Origin of the sequence: Pseudomonas sp. WS 5411, from assembly GCF_012985595.1 — a bacterium.
In the GTDB taxonomy this organism is placed as follows: domain Bacteria; phylum Pseudomonadota; class Gammaproteobacteria; order Pseudomonadales; family Pseudomonadaceae; genus Aquipseudomonas; species Aquipseudomonas shahriarae.
On sequence record NZ_JAARMC010000037.1, the window covers coordinates 1 to 15,063 of the forward strand.

Annotated in this window: 12 protein-coding genes; 10 read left to right on the forward strand and 2 right to left on the reverse strand. The window is 62.5% G+C overall.

Going from position 1 to position 15,063, the window contains the following annotated elements; all coding sequences use genetic code 11:
• Nucleotides 1-267: 267 nt before the first annotated feature.
• Together HBR93_RS26200 and HBR93_RS26205 are read right to left on the reverse strand one after the other, a co-directional pair.
• Nucleotides 268-1,059, reverse strand: coding sequence for a MipA/OmpV family protein (locus tag HBR93_RS26200; RefSeq protein WP_057959828.1), 792 nt, complete (start codon nucleotides 1,057-1,059; stop codon nucleotides 268-270).
• 92 nt (nucleotides 1,060-1,151) lie between these two features.
• Nucleotides 1,152-2,039 carry a LysR family transcriptional regulator gene (locus HBR93_RS26205; protein WP_057439675.1) on the reverse strand — a complete coding sequence of 296 codons (888 nt, stop codon included), beginning with the start codon at nucleotides 2,037-2,039 and terminating at the stop codon, nucleotides 1,152-1,154.
• Between the two features lie 131 nt (nucleotides 2,040-2,170).
• Between HBR93_RS26205 and HBR93_RS26210 the strand changes: the two genes are divergently transcribed.
• The 10 genes from HBR93_RS26210 to nosZ all read left to right on the forward strand — a co-directional run bounded on the left by HBR93_RS26210 (nucleotide 2,171) and on the right by nosZ (nucleotide 15,038).
• Complete coding sequence (locus HBR93_RS26210; RefSeq protein WP_057439650.1) at nucleotides 2,171-2,989, forward strand: MaoC family dehydratase N-terminal domain-containing protein; 819 nt, start codon at nucleotides 2,171-2,173, stop codon at nucleotides 2,987-2,989.
• A gap of 28 nt (nucleotides 2,990-3,017) precedes the next feature.
• On the forward strand, nucleotides 3,018-4,181 hold the full coding sequence (locus HBR93_RS26215) for an acyl-CoA dehydrogenase family protein (protein WP_057439649.1): 1,164 nt from the start codon (nucleotides 3,018-3,020) through the stop codon (nucleotides 4,179-4,181).
• Between the two features lie 10 nt (nucleotides 4,182-4,191).
• Complete coding sequence (locus HBR93_RS26220) at nucleotides 4,192-5,541, forward strand: MmgE/PrpD family protein (RefSeq protein WP_169961387.1); 1,350 nt, start codon at nucleotides 4,192-4,194, stop codon at nucleotides 5,539-5,541.
• A gap of 9 nt (nucleotides 5,542-5,550) precedes the next feature.
• Nucleotides 5,551-6,747: a CaiB/BaiF CoA-transferase family protein gene (locus HBR93_RS26225; protein ID WP_057439647.1), complete on the forward strand. Its 1,197-nt coding sequence runs from the start codon at nucleotides 5,551-5,553 to the stop codon at nucleotides 6,745-6,747.
• 14 nt (nucleotides 6,748-6,761) lie between these two features.
• Nucleotides 6,762-7,571 (forward strand): CoA ester lyase, encoded by an 810-nt coding sequence (locus tag HBR93_RS26230; protein WP_169961388.1) that lies wholly within the window; start codon nucleotides 6,762-6,764, stop codon nucleotides 7,569-7,571.
• Nucleotides 7,572-7,723: 152 nt separating this feature from the next.
• Nucleotides 7,724-8,707 (forward strand): TRAP transporter substrate-binding protein, encoded by a 984-nt coding sequence (locus HBR93_RS26235; protein ID WP_057439645.1) that lies wholly within the window; start codon nucleotides 7,724-7,726, stop codon nucleotides 8,705-8,707.
• 166 nt (nucleotides 8,708-8,873) lie between these two features.
• The gene (locus HBR93_RS26240) at nucleotides 8,874-9,506 is read left to right on the forward strand and encodes a TRAP transporter small permease (RefSeq protein ID WP_169961389.1); all 633 of its coding nucleotides are present in this window, start codon (nucleotides 8,874-8,876) and stop codon (nucleotides 9,504-9,506) included.
• Nucleotides 9,506-10,786 (forward strand): C4-dicarboxylate TRAP transporter large permease protein DctM, encoded by a 1,281-nt coding sequence (gene dctM, locus HBR93_RS26245; RefSeq protein ID WP_057439643.1) that lies wholly within the window; start codon nucleotides 9,506-9,508, stop codon nucleotides 10,784-10,786. The genes HBR93_RS26240 and dctM overlap by 1 nt, the downstream gene beginning before the upstream one ends.
• Nucleotides 10,787-10,896: 110 nt before the next feature.
• Nucleotides 10,897-13,077 (forward strand): NosR/NirI family protein, encoded by a 2,181-nt coding sequence (locus HBR93_RS26250; protein WP_169961390.1) that lies wholly within the window; start codon nucleotides 10,897-10,899, stop codon nucleotides 13,075-13,077.
• A gap of 38 nt (nucleotides 13,078-13,115) precedes the next feature.
• Nucleotides 13,116-15,038: a TAT-dependent nitrous-oxide reductase gene (gene nosZ, locus HBR93_RS26255; protein ID WP_169961391.1), complete on the forward strand. Its 1,923-nt coding sequence runs from the start codon at nucleotides 13,116-13,118 to the stop codon at nucleotides 15,036-15,038.
• The last annotated feature ends 25 nt before the right edge of the window (nucleotides 15,039-15,063 follow it).

A 15,063-nucleotide genomic window follows, 5' to 3' on the forward strand; every position in this document is an offset into this window, starting at 1 on the left:
AAAACAATGGCGGAGGACGGGCATGCCGAGCCTAGGCGAGGCACCGAGTGGTGGGGCAAGAGCCCTTTTGGTTACTTTTGGCTGGGCCGGCACTCCGGGCTCTTTTCCAAAAGTGACCCGCCGTAAGGGCGGAACCAATAGCCGCCGTGACCGCAGCAACGGATATGTACACCCCCCCCCCCCCAACAACCCAAAAAGAGCGAATGACCATCGCAGCAATGGAGCGACCGGCAAGCCAGCCCCCCCCTGTCTGATCGGGTTTGCAAATCAAAAGCTGTAGTTCAGCACACCCATCACGGAGGTTTGCATCCGGCGTTCCACAATCGGGCTTTTGCCGGCATCCCCCGACAAATACTGCACATCCAGCAAGGTAGAGAACGTTGTGTGGTCGCCCAGCGGCACGCTCCAATCGAGGTTCAAGCCCCGGCTGACCATCCCACCCTTGGCGTCATACGCGCGAAAGCGGCTGTGCTGGGCCTGGCCGGGGGTGACGCCGTACCAGGTGCGCACATAGTTGCCATCGCCAAAGAGGCTATTGAGGCTGGCGTCCACGGTGCCGTAGTCACCGTCATACAGGTTGGTGCCAATGCTCAGCTCCAGGGAGGTAAACGCCTTGCCGCTGTCTTTTTTATCGTCTTGCTCCAGCGCATGCTCCAGGGTCGCGCCCAGCACGGCCGTGCCCAAGGTGTAGCTGGCACTCACACCGAACTGCGGTCGCGACTTGATTTGGCCCATGCCCTTGAGCCGGTCGGAGCCCAGGCTGGTGCTTTTCTTCTGGTCCTTGCGCGCAGTGCTGGCGCCGACATAGGCACTGAAACTGAGGTTGTCATCTTCATAACCCCAGCCCAGCCCCTTGTTGGTATCGAGAAAAATCCCCCACGGGCTGACGACGTTTGCGCCCAGCAATGGCGCGGTCATACGCTCATTGCTGCCGCTGTAACGCGGCAGGTTGGCCGCCCCGGCTTGCAGGCTGTATTGCCAGTCGGCGGCGGCTGACAGTTGGGTGCAGGTGATCAGGCACACAGAAGTGGCAGCGAGGTAAATCGTTTTTGAACGCATGATGGCCTTCGTCATTCCAAGGAAGGCTCAAATCCTAGGGACGGCGTGGGCAGGGGTCTTTGACAGCTTTGTCGGGAAACTGTCAAAGACTGTTAAGCGGCGGGCATCAGGGTCGCAATCAGTGCGCGGATCGCGCCCGGCAGGGCATCCAGTTCGCGTACTAGGATGCTGCGTTCGCGCACCGCCCAGCTTTCATCAAGCTTGATGGTCACCAGTTGCATGGTCCGGCTGTGCCGCACGGCGGCGGACTCGGGGATGATGCCAATGCCGACCCCGGCCTCGACCATGCGGCAGATCGCTTCAAAACTCGACATCTGGATGCGCAGGGACAGTTGCTTGCCCAGGCGCTCGACGTGTTCACGCAAGAAACTGAGCAAGGTGCTGCCCTCGTGCAGGCCGATATGCTGATAGGCCAGGGTCTGCTCCAGGGTCACCGACGGCTGGTTGGCCAGGGGATGGCCCACCGGCACCGTCAGCACCAGGTGGTCAGTGCTGAAGTGCAAGACCTGCAAGCCCGGCGCCTGCACAGGGCCGGCGATGATGCCCATGTCGCTGGTGCCGTCGAGCACCCCGCGCACGATGTCACGGGACAGGCGTTCTTGCAGGTCGACCGTTACGCCGGGGCGCTGGGAGAGGAAGCCGGCGAGGATTTCCGGGAGAAACTCGGTGACTGCGGTGGTATTGGCAAAGATGCGGATATGCCCGGCAGAGTCGGCGCCATATTGGGTGAATTCGCTTTTCAGGTAATCGACCTGGCGCATGATCAGTCGCGCGTGATGCAGCAGCCGTTCACCGGCCGGGGTGACTTCCACGCCGCGACTGTCACGGTACAGCAGGCGCGTATCCAACTGGCCCTCCAGGGCCTTGATCCGTGCACTGGCGGCTGCCGGCGAGAGGAACGCACGCTTGGCGCCCTGGGTCAGGCTGGGGGATTCGGCGATATGGATAAACAGGCGCAGGTCGGCCAGGTCGAAGTGCATGCAAGGCTCCCAGGTGAGGATAGCGGCGTTCAGCATAACCGAACGCTGGTTTATTGAAATGCAAATTCTCAGAACGGCCAGGCGCTTGCATGATCCGGGGCAGACACTCACTGCCCGAGGACCTGCCCCCGATGAGCGCCACTGATTGGATTGGCCGAAGCGAAACCGCCCACGACCATTTGAGCCGTAACCTACTCAAGCGTATTGCCGCCACCTTCGGCGAGGCGGTGCCGGACGACGGAGCAGATTTACCGCCGCTATGGCAGTGGTGCTTCTTCCAGGACCCGCTGGCGGAAACCGCCCTGGGCGCCGATGGCCACCCGGCCCGTGGCGGGTTCCTGCCGCCGGCCGATAACCGCAACCGCATGTGGGCCGGTGGGCGTATCGAGTTCCTGCACGCCTTGCGTGCCGGTGAGTCGGCGACCCGCGTGTCGACCATCACCCAGGTCGAGGAAAAGACCGGGCGCAGCGGTTCGTTGCTGTTTGTCACCGTGCGCCACGACTACTCCCAGGAGGGCCGCCTGGCAATCCGTGAGGAACAGGACATCGTCTACCGCGAGCCCACACCGCCCAAGGCCGGCAGCGGCGATGCCCTGGCCCGGGGCGAGTGGGTTGAGGTGATCGAGCCCACGCCCACCTTGCTGTTCCGCTACAGCGCCGTGACCTTCAACGGTCACCGCATCCACTACGACTACCCCTACGTGACCGGCAGTGAAGGCTATGCAGGGCTGGTGGTGCATGGGCCGCTGATCGCCACCTTGAGCCTGCGCGCCTTCTGCCGGACACATCCCGAAGCCACCTTGCGCCGTTTTGCCTATCGCGGCGTGCGCCCGTTGATTGCGCCGCAGCCGTTTGAGGTGGGCGGGCGGGTGACGGCGTCAGGTGTCGCCCAGCTGTGGGCCGGTAACGCTGCTGGCTTGGCGCAGCAGGCTGAAGTGCATTTCGAATAATCCAAGAACAACAGGCGGAGAGCCGTTAATGAACCCCAATGACAACGAAGAACTCAACGCCATCCGCGAAGGCGTGCGTGCCTTGTGCGCTGAATTCGACGCCGCTTACTGGCGCAAAGTCGATGAAGAAAAGGGTTTCCCCGAAGCCTTCGTCAAGGCCCTGACGGACGCCGGCTGGCTGTCGGCGATGATTCCCGAGGAATACGGCGGCTCCGGCCTGGGCCTGGCCGAAGCCTCGGTGATCCTTGAAGAGGTCAACCGCTGCGGCGGCAACTCCGGCACCGTCCACGGGCAGATGTACAACATGTTCACCCTGTTGCGCCATGGCAGCGAGGCGCAAAAGCGCTTCTACCTGCCCAAGCTGGCCAGTGGCGAACTGCGTCTGCAGTCCATGGGCGTCACCGAGCCCACCACCGGCACCGACACCACCAAGATCAAGACCACCGCGATTCGGCGCGGCGACAAATACGTGATCAACGGGCAAAAGGTGTGGATCTCGCGGGTGCAGCATTCTGACTTGATGATCCTGCTGGCGCGTACCACGCCGCTGGCCGAGGTGAAGAAAAAGTCCGAAGGCATGTCGATCTTCCTGGTGGATCTGCGCGCGGCCATCGGCAACGGCCTGACCGTGCAGCCCATCGCCAATATGGTCAACCACGAGACCAACGAGCTGTTCTTCGACAACCTCGAACTGCCCCTCGACAGCTTGATCGGTGAGGAGGGCAAGGGCTTCAAATACATCCTCGACGGTCTCAACGCCGAACGTACGCTGATTGCCGCCGAATGCATCGGCGACGGCCGCTGGTTTATCGAAAAGGCCAGCGCCTATGCCCGCGACCGCGTGGTGTTTGGCCGGCCCATCGGGCAGAACCAGGGGGTGCAGTTCCCGATTGCCGAAGCCCATATCGAAATCGAGGCGGCGGACCTGATGCGCTGGCGTGCCTGCGAGGAATACGACCGCGGCGCCAATGCCGGGGCCAGTGCCAATATGGCCAAGTACCTGGCAGCCAAGGCATCCTGGGAAGCGGCTAACGCCTGCCTGCAAACCCACGGCGGCTTCGGGTTTGCCTGCGAGTACGACGTGGAGCGCAAATTCCGCGAGACGCGCCTGTACCAGGTGGCGCCGATCTCCACCAACCTGATCCTGTCGTACGTGGCCGAGCATCTGCTCGAGCTGCCACGCAGCTTCTGAGGGCCTGAGCATGAGCCATACCCAAGCCTTGTGCCGGTTCCTCGCCGAGTTGAATGACGCGCAATTGCCCGACGCGGTGCTGGCGCGTACCGAAGAACTGTATCTGGATTGGCTGGCCTCGGCGCTGGCCAGCCAAGGCTCGCACCCGATTCCCTTGTTTGAGCGCTATGCACAAAAGATGGGCCCGGCCACCGGGCCTTCGCAGATAATCGTCAACGGTGGCAGCAGCAGCGCGTATTTTGCCGCGTTGGTCAACGCCGCCTCGTCGCACCTGGTGGAGCAGGATGACCTGCACAACAGCTCGGTACTGCACCCGGCGACGGTGGTGTTTCCCGCCGCCCTGGCCGCCGCGCAAGACCTCGGCAAATCCGGCCGCGAATTGTTGCTGGCCTCGGTGGCCGGTTATGAGGCCGGGATTCGCATCGGCGAGTTCATGGGCCGTTCCCATTACCGCATCTTCCACACCACGGCGACGGTCGGCACCCTGGCGGCGGCGGTGGCCGTGGGCAAGTTGCTGGACTTCAACGAAGAACAATTCATCAACCTGCTCGGCAGCGCCGGCACCCAGGCTGCCGGGCTCTGGGAGTTCCTGCGCGATGCGGCTGATTCCAAGCAGTTGCACACTGCCAAGGCTGCCGCGGATGGCTTGCTGGCCGCGTACCTGACGGCGGATGGCCTGAGCGGTGCGCGCAATATCCTCGAAGGCGACCAGGGTTTGGCGGCCGGCATGTCCACTGACGCCGAGCCGGGCAAATTGTCCGCGGGCCTCGGTAGCCGCTGGGCGCTGCTGGAAACCTCGTTCAAGTTCCACGCTTCGTGCCGCCATACCCACCCGGCCGCCGACGCGTTGCTGGACTTGATGCAGCGCGAAGGCCTGGCCGCTGCGGATATCGCCAAGGTCGAAACCCGCGTCTACCAAGGCGCCATTGATGTGCTCGGCCGCGTGACAGTGCCGGCCACCGTACACCAGGCCAAATTCTCCATGGGCACCGTGCTCGGCCTGATTGCTGTGCATGGCAAGGCCGGGCTCACTGAGTTTCACCAGTTGGCCCTGAGCGATCCTGCCGTCGCTGCGTTCCGCGACAAGGTCAGCATGCGCCTCGACCGCGAAGTTGACGATGCCTATCCGCAACGCTGGCTGGGTCGCGTCACCGTTACCAGCGTCGATGGCCGCACGTTGCACGGCGCGATTGACGAACCCAAGGGCGACCCCGGCAACACCCTGGACCGTGGGCAGTTGGCGGACAAGTTCCAGCGCCTCTGCCAGTTCAGCGGCGCCCGCACACCGGCCCAGGCCAGCGCCTTGATCGAAAAAGTCTGGAACCTGCGCAGCGCCGTATCCATGGCCCATTGGCTTTGAGGAATTGTCATGACTGCTAATCAACGACCGCTGGACGGCATCACCGTGGTCAGCCTGGAACACGCGATTGCTGCGCCGTTCTGTACCCGCCAACTGGCCGACCTGGGGGCGCGGGTGATCAAGATCGAACGCCCGGGCAGCGGTGATTTTGCCCGTGGCTACGACGAGCGTGTGCGCGGCCTGGCCTCGCATTTTGTGTGGACCAACCGCTCCAAGGAAAGCCTGACCCTGGACCTCAAGCAGGAGGAGGCCGGCGCTATCCTCGACACCTTGCTGGCCGATGCCGACGTGCTGGTGCAGAACCTTGCGCCCGGCGCGGCGGCGCGTATGGGGCTGTCGTTCGAGGCGCTGCAGGCGCGCTTTCCACGGCTGATTGTCTGCGATATTTCCGGCTACGGTGAAGGCGGGCCCTACGAGAAGAAGAAAGCCTATGACCTGCTGATCCAGAGCGAGGGCGGTTTTCTTTCGGTGACCGGTGGCCCTGGTGACGAGCAGATGGCCAAGGCCGGTTGTTCCATCGCGGATATCTCCGCCGGCATGTACGCCTACAGCGGCATCCTGTCGGCACTGCTGCTGCGCGGCAAGACCGGCAAGGGCAGCCGCATTGACGTGAGCATGCTGGAAAGCCTGGTGGAGTGGATGGGCTACCCGATGTACTACGCCTTCGACGGTGCCCCGCAGCCACCGCGTGCTGGCGCGGCGCATTCGACGATCTACCCCTACGGGCCGTTCCCCACGGGCGACGGCGGCACAGTGATGCTGGGTTTGCAAAACGAGCGCGAATGGGCGGCGTTCTGCGACAAGGTGCTGCTCACCCCGACGCTGGCGACGGATGAGCGCTTCTCGGCCAACTTCAAGCGTTCGGCCAACCGCGAAGTGCTGCGCCAGATCATTGTTGACAGCTTTGCCCAACTCGACACCGAAGCCGTGATCCAGCGCCTGGAACACGCGCAGATCGCCAGTGCGCGGGTCAACGATATGCAAGGCGTGTGGGACCACCCGCAACTCAAGGCCCGCGACAGCTGGCGTGACGTCGACAGCCCGGCCGGGCCGTTGCCGTCGTTATTGCCACCGGCGCGTAACGCCGCGTTTACCCCGCGTATGGACGGTGTACCGGGGCTGGGTCAGCACAGCCAGGGAATTCTCCAAGCGCTTGGCTACTCGGGCGAGGCCATCGACAACCTGCGTGCGCGCGGCGTTATCTAATCAGGAGTTCAGTGATGCCTTTGATTCGTTCTGCCTTGTTCGTGCCGGGCAGCCGCCCGGAGCGCTTTGCCAAAGCGCTGGCCAGTGGTGCCGATGCGGTGATCGTGGATTTTGAAGACGCGGTGGAAGAACCGCTCAAGCGCCAGGCCCGGGATAACCTAGGTGCGTTTTTAACGGCCAACCCCGATGCCTGTGTGTGGGTACGCATCAATGCCCCGGAACACGCCGAGCACTTTGCCGATGTGGCGTTCTGCAAGGCCCACGGCAACGTGGCCGGGGTGCTGCTGCCGAAGGTGGAAAGTGCCGCCCAGGTGGCAGTGGTGGCCGCCACCGGCAAAGTCATCTGGCCGATTATCGAAAGCGCGCGAGGCCTGCTGGCGGTCGCAGCAATCGCTCATGCGCCACAAGTGCAGCGCCTGTCGTTTGGTGGCCTGGACCTGGCGCTGGACCTGAACCTGAGCAGCCACTCGGCGGCGGCGAATTTCGCCCTCGATCAGGCGCGCCTGGCGCTGATCGTGCACTCGCGCGCCGCCGGCCTGGTGGCACCGCTGGACGGTGTGCACCCGGCCATCGACGACCCGGAGGGCCTGCGCCATTCGATCCGGCATGCCTATGAAATGGGCTTTGCCGGGGCGCTGTGCATCCATCCCAAGCAGGTGTCGGTGATCCATGAAGCCCTGGCGCCAAGCGCGGCGGACCTGGCCTGGGCACAACGGGTGGTAGAGGCCGGCGCCCATGGGGCAGGGGCCTACCAGATTGATGGGCAGATGGTGGATGCGCCGGTGTTACTACGGGCCCAAAGGCTGCTGGCGGCACAGCCCTGACAGACCAAGCCAGCGCCCACATTGGATAGGCATTGCTCCCAAGGCTGGTGTTCGGCTTGGCCGAACGCAGGGTTTAAAAATTTGAAATTCACTACACGCCTCACATCAGGCACCTTGCCTGAAACCACCACAACAATAAAAAGGTGATACCCATGCTCAAGCTTTCTCGGGCGCTGTTGTGCGCCGCCACGTTGTTTACCGCAGGCCTGGCCCAGGCGGCTGATCCGATCATCATCAAGTTCGCCCACGTGGTAGCGGAAAACACCCCCAAAGGCCAGGGCGCGCTGCTGTTCAAGAAACTTGCTGAAGAGCGCCTGGCGGGCAGGGTCAAGGTCGAGGTGTACCCCAACTCGTCGCTGTTCGGTGACGGCAAGGAGATGGAAGCGCTGCTGTTGGGCGACGTGCAAATGCTGGCGCCGTCCCTGGCCAAGTTCGAGCAATACACCAAGCAGGTGCAGATCTACGACCTGCCGTTTTTGTTCAACGACCTGGCCGCCGTCGACCGGTTCCAGGCCGCTGAAGGCAAGCAACTGCTGACGTCGATGCAGGACAAGAACATCCTCGGCCTGGCCTACTGGCACAACGGCCTCAAGCAACTGTCGGCCAACAAGGCCCTGCACGAGCCCAAGGATGCCCGCGGCCTGAAGTTCCGCGTGCAGGCCTCCAGCGTGCTGGAGGAACAGTTCAAGGCGATCCGCGCCAACCCGCGCAAGATGAGTTTTGCCGAGGTCTACCAGGGCTTGCAGACCGGCACCGTCAACGGCACCGAGAACACCTGGTCGAACTATGAAAGCCAGAAGGTCAACGAGGTGCAGAAGTACTTCACCGAATCCAACCACGGCCTGATCGACTACATGGTGATCACCAACGCCAAGTTCTGGAACGGCCTGGCGCCGGATATCCGCAGCAGCCTGGAACAGATCATGGGCGAGGTCACCGTCGAGGTGAACAAACAGGCCGAAGCGCTGAACCAGTCGGCCAAGCAGAAGATCGTCGACGCCAAGACCAGTGAAATCATCGAACTGACCCCCGCGCAACGCCAGCTGTGGCGCGAAGCCATGCGCCCGGTATGGCAGAAGTTCGAGGGGCCGATTGGCGCTGACCTGATCAAGGCCGCAGACGCGTCCAACCAATGATTTCGGGGTGTACCAAGATCCAATGGGGGAGCGGGCTTGCCCGCGAAGACGTCGGCCCGGCAAACATTGATGTTGACTGACCCATTGTTTTCGCGAGCAAGCCCGTTCCCACATTTTGACCCGGTTACCACCCCGACCACTCATCTCTGCTTCGTGAGGTTTTGCCATGCAATCCCTAAGGCGCGTCTGGGAGCACCTGGAGGAAGGTTTTATCGCCTTCCTGCTGGCCGCCATGACCCTGGTGACGTTTGTCTACGTCATGCTCAACAACATCTACACCCTGTTTTTTGCCCTGGCTGACAAGTGGGCCTGGAGCAGCGGTTTTTTCAACGCCCTGGGTGACGGCACCATGACCTGGGCCCAGGACATGACCTGGAGCGTCGCGCTGACCAAGGCGATGTTCGGCTGGCTGATTTTCTTCGGGATTTCCTATGGCGTGCGCACCGCCGGCCACCTGGGGGTGGATGCCCTGGTACGCCTGACGCCACGCCGGGTCCAGCGCCTGCTGGGGATGCTCGCGTGTCTGTGCTGCCTGGCCTACGCCGGGTTGTTCATGGTGGCCAGCTACAAGTGGGTGAGTGCGGTGCTGACGGCCGGGATCGGGGCTGAAGACCTCGACCATTTCGGTCTTGAGGTCGGGCATATCGCGCTGATCGTGCCGATCGGCTTCGCCCTGGTGCTGATCCGCTACCTGGAAATTTTCTACCGCCTGTTCACCCACCGCCAGGTCGGGTTGGGGCTGGCCGATGAAGCCGGTGAAGCCAGCAAGTTGGCCGGCAGCCATAAGGAGCGTGACTGATGGCCATTCTCTGTCTGTTTTTGCTGCTGTTGGTGTTTATGTTTCTCGGCGTGCCCATCGCTATTTCCCTGGGGTTATCGGGGGCGATGTCGATCCTGATGTTCAGCCAGGACTCGTTAAGCTCCCTGGCGATCAAGTTGTTTGAAACCAGTGATGCCTACACCTTCCTGGCGATTCCGTTCTTCCTGCTGTCGGGGGCGTTCATGACCACCGGCGGCGTGGCGCAACGCTTGATCGACTTCGCCAACGCCTGTGTCGGCCATATCCGTGGCGGCCTGGCGATTGCGGCGGTGCTGGCGTGCATGCTGTTTGCTGCGCTGTCGGGTTCATCGCCGGCGACGGTGGCGGCGGTGGGGTCGATTGCCGTGGCCGGTATGGTGCGCTCCGGTTACCCCAAGGAGTTTGGCGCGGGGATCATCTGTAATGCCGGGACCCTGGGCATCCTGATTCCGCCCTCCATCGTGATGGTGGTGTATTCGGCGGCGACGGAAACCTCGGTGGGCAAGCTGTTTATGGCGGGGGTGATCCCCGGCTTGCTGCTGGGCCTGATGCTGATGATCGCGATCTACATCGTGGCGCGGATCAAAAAGCTGCCGGCACAACCCCGGGCGACCTTTGCCCAGTGGCTGGGCTGTGCGCGCCGTGCGTTCTGGGGCCTGTTGCTGCTGGTGATCATCCTCGGCGGTATCTACAGCGGCATGTTCACCCCCACTGAAGCCGCAGCGGTGGCGGCGGTGTACTCGGCGTTTGTCGCACTGTTTGTGTACAAGGACATGCGCTTGAGGGATTGCCCCAAGGTGCTGCTGGAGTCTGGGCGCCTGTCGATCATGCTGATGTTCATCATCGCCAACGCCATGCTGTTTGCCCATGTGTTGACCACCGAACAGATTCCGCAGGAAATCACGGCCTGGGTCATTTCCGAAGGGCTGACGCCGATTGGCTTCTTGCTGATGGTCAACGTGGTGCTGTTGATTGCCGGCAGCTTTATGGAGCCCTCGGCCATTGTGCTGATCCTGGCGCCGATCTTCTTCCCGATCGCGATGAAGCTGGGCATCGACCCGATTCACCTGGGGATTGTGATGGTGGTGAACATGGAAATCGGCCTGGTGCATCCGCCCGTTGGGTTGAACCTGTTTGTGACCTCGGCGGTGACCGGCCTGACCCTGGGCCAGACGATCCGCGCGGCGATGCCATGGTTGATGATTCTCCTGGCGTTCCTGATCCTGGTGACGTACGTGCCGTTTATCTCACTGGCGCTGCCGCAGTGGTTGGGTATGTAGCCAGCGCCCAAACGCCGCACCGCCCCCAGACTTGATTTCAATCAAGGGCTCACTGGCCAGCTGCCACCTACCATCGACTTCATATTCCGGCCGTTGAAGTCAGTGAGCCCATGAACCGCACCAAGCCCTCGGCCCTCGCTACCCTGGCCGCAAGTCCCGTCACCTGGTTGGTTGTCCTGGTGCTGCTGTTCAGCCTGGCCGGCCCGGCCCAGGCCAAGTCCTACGGCGCGATTGAACAACAGCGCATCGACAAGATTTTCCCGCAGACCGACGCCATTTCCGCCGCCGAAGGCAAGTTCAAGGTGCGCACGCTGTCGGCCAAAGGCGCGGTCATCGGCTATGTGTTCCAGAGTCTGGACGTGGTGGATATCCCGGCGTATTCCGGCAAACCGATCAACACCCAGGTGATCCTCGACCCGGCCGGGGTGATCCGTGATGCCTATGTGCTGGAGCACCACGAGCCGATTCTGCTGATCGGCATTCCCGAGGCCAAGTTGCATGACTTCACCGCCCGCTACAGCGGGATCAACGTCAAGCAACGTGTGGTGGTGGGGCACTCCAGCGACAGCCAGGCGGTGACCGTGGATGCGGTGGCCGGCGCTACTGTCACGGCCATGGTGGTCAATGAGGTGATCATGCGCGCCGCCCACGAAGTGGCGGTGTCGCTCAAGCTGATCGAGGACAAGGCCAGCACCGCGCAGAAAGTCGCGCTGGTGCGCGCAGACCTGTTCGAGCCGGCCAGCTGGGCGCAGTTGACCGGCAACGGCGCGGTGCGCCGCCTGCACCTGACGCGCGGCCAAGTAGACGCGGCCTTCAAGGGCACCGAGGCCGAAGGCGTGGAAGTGGCGGGGCCGGGGCAGGTCGACGAGACCTTTATTGACCTGTATGTGGCCGATCTCAACGCGCCGACCATCGGCCGCAACCTGTTGGGCGATGCGCAATACCGGGTGCTGATGCAGGGCCTCAAGCCCGGCGAGCAGGCCATTGCGGTGCTGGGGCGTGGGTTGTTTTCGTTCAAGGGGTCGGGCTACGTGCGCGGCGGGATTTTTGATCGGGTGCAATTGCGCCAGTTCGGCAATGTCATCAGCTTCCGCGATATGGACCACCAGCGCCTGTATGACGTGTTCGCCGAGGGCATGCCCGAGTTCGACGAGATGTCGGTGTTTATCGTGCGCCCCCAGGCCGGGTTCGACCCTGGCTCGGCCTGGACCCTGGAACTGCTGGTACGGCGCCAGACCGGCCCGGTCAGCGGCACCTTCAGCAGTTTTGAATTGCCCTACCAGATGCCCGAGGCGTATCTGGAGCGCCCGTTGCCGACTGCCGCCGAGCAGGCTGCCATCGACGAAGCGAATCGGCCGATGTGGCTGACGATCTGGTACCAGAAACACGTGCAGATCCTGATCCTGGGCGCCGCCCTGGTACTGCTGACGGTGATTCTGTTTTTACAGGACAGCCTGGCCCGGCGCCCGCGCCTGTTGCATTGGGTACGCCGTGGCTACCTGCTGTTTACCGTGGTGTTTATCGGCTGGTACGCCCTGGGGCAGCTGTCGGTGGTCAATGTGCTGACCTTTGTGCATGCGCTGTTCCAGCAGTTCCGCTGGGAGCTGTTCCTCACCGACCCGCTGATCTTCATGCTCTGGGTATTCACCGCTGCCAGCATCCTGCTGTGGGGCCGAGGTGTGTTCTGCGGCTGGTTGTGCCCGTTCGGGGCGCTGCAGGAACTGATCAACGAGGCGGCGCGCAGGCTCAAGGTGCGCCAGTTCGAGCTGCCGTTTGCCGTGCATGAGCGGCTGTGGGCGATCAAGTATTTGATCCTGCTGGGGCTGTTTGGCTTGTCTCTGGAGTCGATGGCCACCGCCGAGCGGTTTGCCGAAGTGGAGCCGTTCAAGACCGCCATCACCCTGCATTTCGACCGCCAGTGGTGGTTCGTGCTGTACGCGGTGGCGCTGCTGGTGATCAACCTGTTCACGCGCAAAGTCTACTGCCGCTACATCTGCCCGCTGGGCGCCGCGCTGGCGATCCCCAGCAAGTTCAGGCTGTTCGACTGGCTCAAACGGCGCAAAGAGTGTGGCGATCCGTGCCAGTTGTGCGCCAAGGAATGCGAAATCCAGGCGATTCACCCTGACGGCCATATCAACGCCAATGAATGCCACTACTGCCTGGATTGCCAGATGACTTGGCACAACGACCACAAATGCCCGCCACTGATCAACCAGCGCAAGAAACGCAACAAGGCCGCACCCGCCACTGGGCAATTGATCCCGGTGGTGCAGGTGGCGGTGCCTGAATGACGGCCTTGGGCACTCACTTTTCCCATCTGGAGCACATCATGAACGACAGCGAATCGAAAAAAGCCGGGGCCACCCCGGAACCTGAAGGCATGAGCCGGCGTGGCTTCCTTGGCACCGGCGCAGTCACCGGCGCGGTGCTGGCAGGGGCCTCGGCCCTCGGTGGTACGGTGTTTACCCGCGAGTCCTTTGCGGCGGCGGCCAAGGAAGCCAAGTCGAAGATCCATGTGGGCCCAGGGGAGCTGGATCAGTACTACGGTTTCTGGAGCGGCGGCCACCAGGGTGAGGTGCGGGTACTCGGTGTGCCGTCGATGCGTGAACTGATGCGTATCCCGGTGTTCAACGTCGATTCCGCCACCGGCTGGGGCCTGACCAACGAGAGCAAGCGCATCCTGGGCGAGGGCGCCAAGTACCAGAACGGCGATTGCCATCACCCGCACCTGTCCACCACCGACGGCCGCTACGACGGCAAATACCTGTTCATCAACGACAAGGCCAACACCCGCGTGGCGCGGATCCGCCTGGACATCATGAAGTGCGACAAGATCGTCACCGTGCCCAACGCCCAGGCGATCCACGGCCTGCGCCTGCAAAAGGTGCCGTACACCAAGTACGTGTTCTGCAACGCCGAGTTCATCATCCCGCACCCCAATGACGGCCACACCTTCGACCTGCAGGACAAGAACAGCTTCACCATGTTCAACGCGATCGACGCCGAGAAGATGGAAATGGCCTTCCAGGTCATCGTTGACGGCAACCTCGACAACGCCGACATGGACTACACCGGCAAATACGCGGCGGCCACCTGCTACAACTCGGAGAAAGCCTCCGACCTGGGCGGCATGATGCGCAACGAGCGCGACTGGGTGGTGGTGTTCAACATCCCGCGCATCGAGGCGGCGATCAAGGCCGGCAAGTTCATCAACCTCGACGGCGTCAAGGTGCCGGTGGTGGACGGGCGCAAGGGCGATGATGGCAAGGACAGCGAATTCACCCGCTATATCCCGGTGCCGAAGAACCCCCACGGCTGCAACACCTCGCCGGACGGCAAGTACTTTATCGCCAACGGCAAGCTGTCGCCGACCTGCACCATCATTGCCATCGACAAGCTCGACGACCTGTTCAGCGACAAGATCAGAGACCCGCGCGGCGTGGTGGTCGGCGAGCCGGAACTGGGCCTGGGCCCTCTGCACACCACCTACGATGGCCGGGGCTTTGCCTACACCACGCTGTTTATCGACAGCCAGGTGGTCAAGTGGAACATCGCCGAAGCCATCCGTGCCTACGGCGGCGAGAAGGTCAACTACATCAAGCAGAAGCTCGATGTGCACTACCAACCCGGCCACAACCATGCCTCGCTCACCGAGACCCGGGATGCCGACGGCCAATGGCTGGTGGTCCTGAGCAAATTCTCCAAGGACCGCTTCCTGCCGACCGGCCCGCTGCACCCGGAAAACGACCAGTTGATCGACATCTCGGGCGATGAAATGAAACTGGTCCACGACGGCCCGACCTTCGCCGAACCCCACGACTGTGTGATGGCGCGGCGTGACCAGATCAAGACCAAGAAAATCTGGGAACGCAACGACCCCTTCTTCGCCGAAACCGTGGCCATTGCGGCCAAGGACGGGATCAAGCTGGAGACCGATAACAAGGTGATCCGCGACGGCAAGAAAGTGCGGGTGTACATGACGTCCATGGCGCCGACCTATGGCCTGACGGAGTTCACCGTCAAGCATGGCGATGAGGTCACTGTGACCATCACCAACATCGACCAGATCGAGGACGTGACCCACGGCTTTGTCATGACCAACCATGGCGTGAGCATGGAAATCAGCCCGCAGCAGACCTCTTCCATCACCTTCATTGCCGATAAACCGGGGTTGCATTGGTACTACTGCAGCTGGTTCTGCCATGCGCTGCATATGGAGATGGTGGGGCGGATGTTGGTCGAGCGCACTTAACGGCGAGCACCAACCAATGTGGGAG

Bases quoted from the DNA above. Each gene is read 5' to 3' on its own strand.
- HBR93_RS26200 (WP_057959828.1), bottom strand. From the start codon at position 1,059: ATGCGTTCAAAAACGATTTACCTCGCTGCCACTTCTGTGTGCCTGATC.
- HBR93_RS26215 (WP_057439649.1), top strand. From the start codon at position 3,018: ATGAACCCCAATGACAACGAAGAACTCAACGCCATCCGCGAAGGCGTG.
- HBR93_RS26250 (WP_169961390.1), top strand. From the start codon at position 10,897: ATGAACCGCACCAAGCCCTCGGCCCTCGCTACCCTGGCCGCAAGTCCC.
- HBR93_RS26205 (WP_057439675.1), bottom strand. From the start codon at position 2,039: ATGCACTTCGACCTGGCCGACCTGCGCCTGTTTATCCATATCGCCGAA.
- HBR93_RS26225 (WP_057439647.1), top strand. From the start codon at position 5,551: ATGACTGCTAATCAACGACCGCTGGACGGCATCACCGTGGTCAGCCTG.
- HBR93_RS26210 (WP_057439650.1), top strand. From the start codon at position 2,171: ATGAGCGCCACTGATTGGATTGGCCGAAGCGAAACCGCCCACGACCAT.
- HBR93_RS26230 (WP_169961388.1), top strand. From the start codon at position 6,762: ATGCCTTTGATTCGTTCTGCCTTGTTCGTGCCGGGCAGCCGCCCGGAG.
- HBR93_RS26240 (WP_169961389.1), top strand. From the start codon at position 8,874: ATGCAATCCCTAAGGCGCGTCTGGGAGCACCTGGAGGAAGGTTTTATC.
- nosZ (WP_169961391.1), top strand. From the start codon at position 13,116: ATGAACGACAGCGAATCGAAAAAAGCCGGGGCCACCCCGGAACCTGAA.
- HBR93_RS26235 (WP_057439645.1), top strand. From the start codon at position 7,724: ATGCTCAAGCTTTCTCGGGCGCTGTTGTGCGCCGCCACGTTGTTTACC.
- HBR93_RS26220 (WP_169961387.1), top strand. From the start codon at position 4,192: ATGAGCCATACCCAAGCCTTGTGCCGGTTCCTCGCCGAGTTGAATGAC.
- dctM (WP_057439643.1), top strand. From the start codon at position 9,506: ATGGCCATTCTCTGTCTGTTTTTGCTGCTGTTGGTGTTTATGTTTCTC.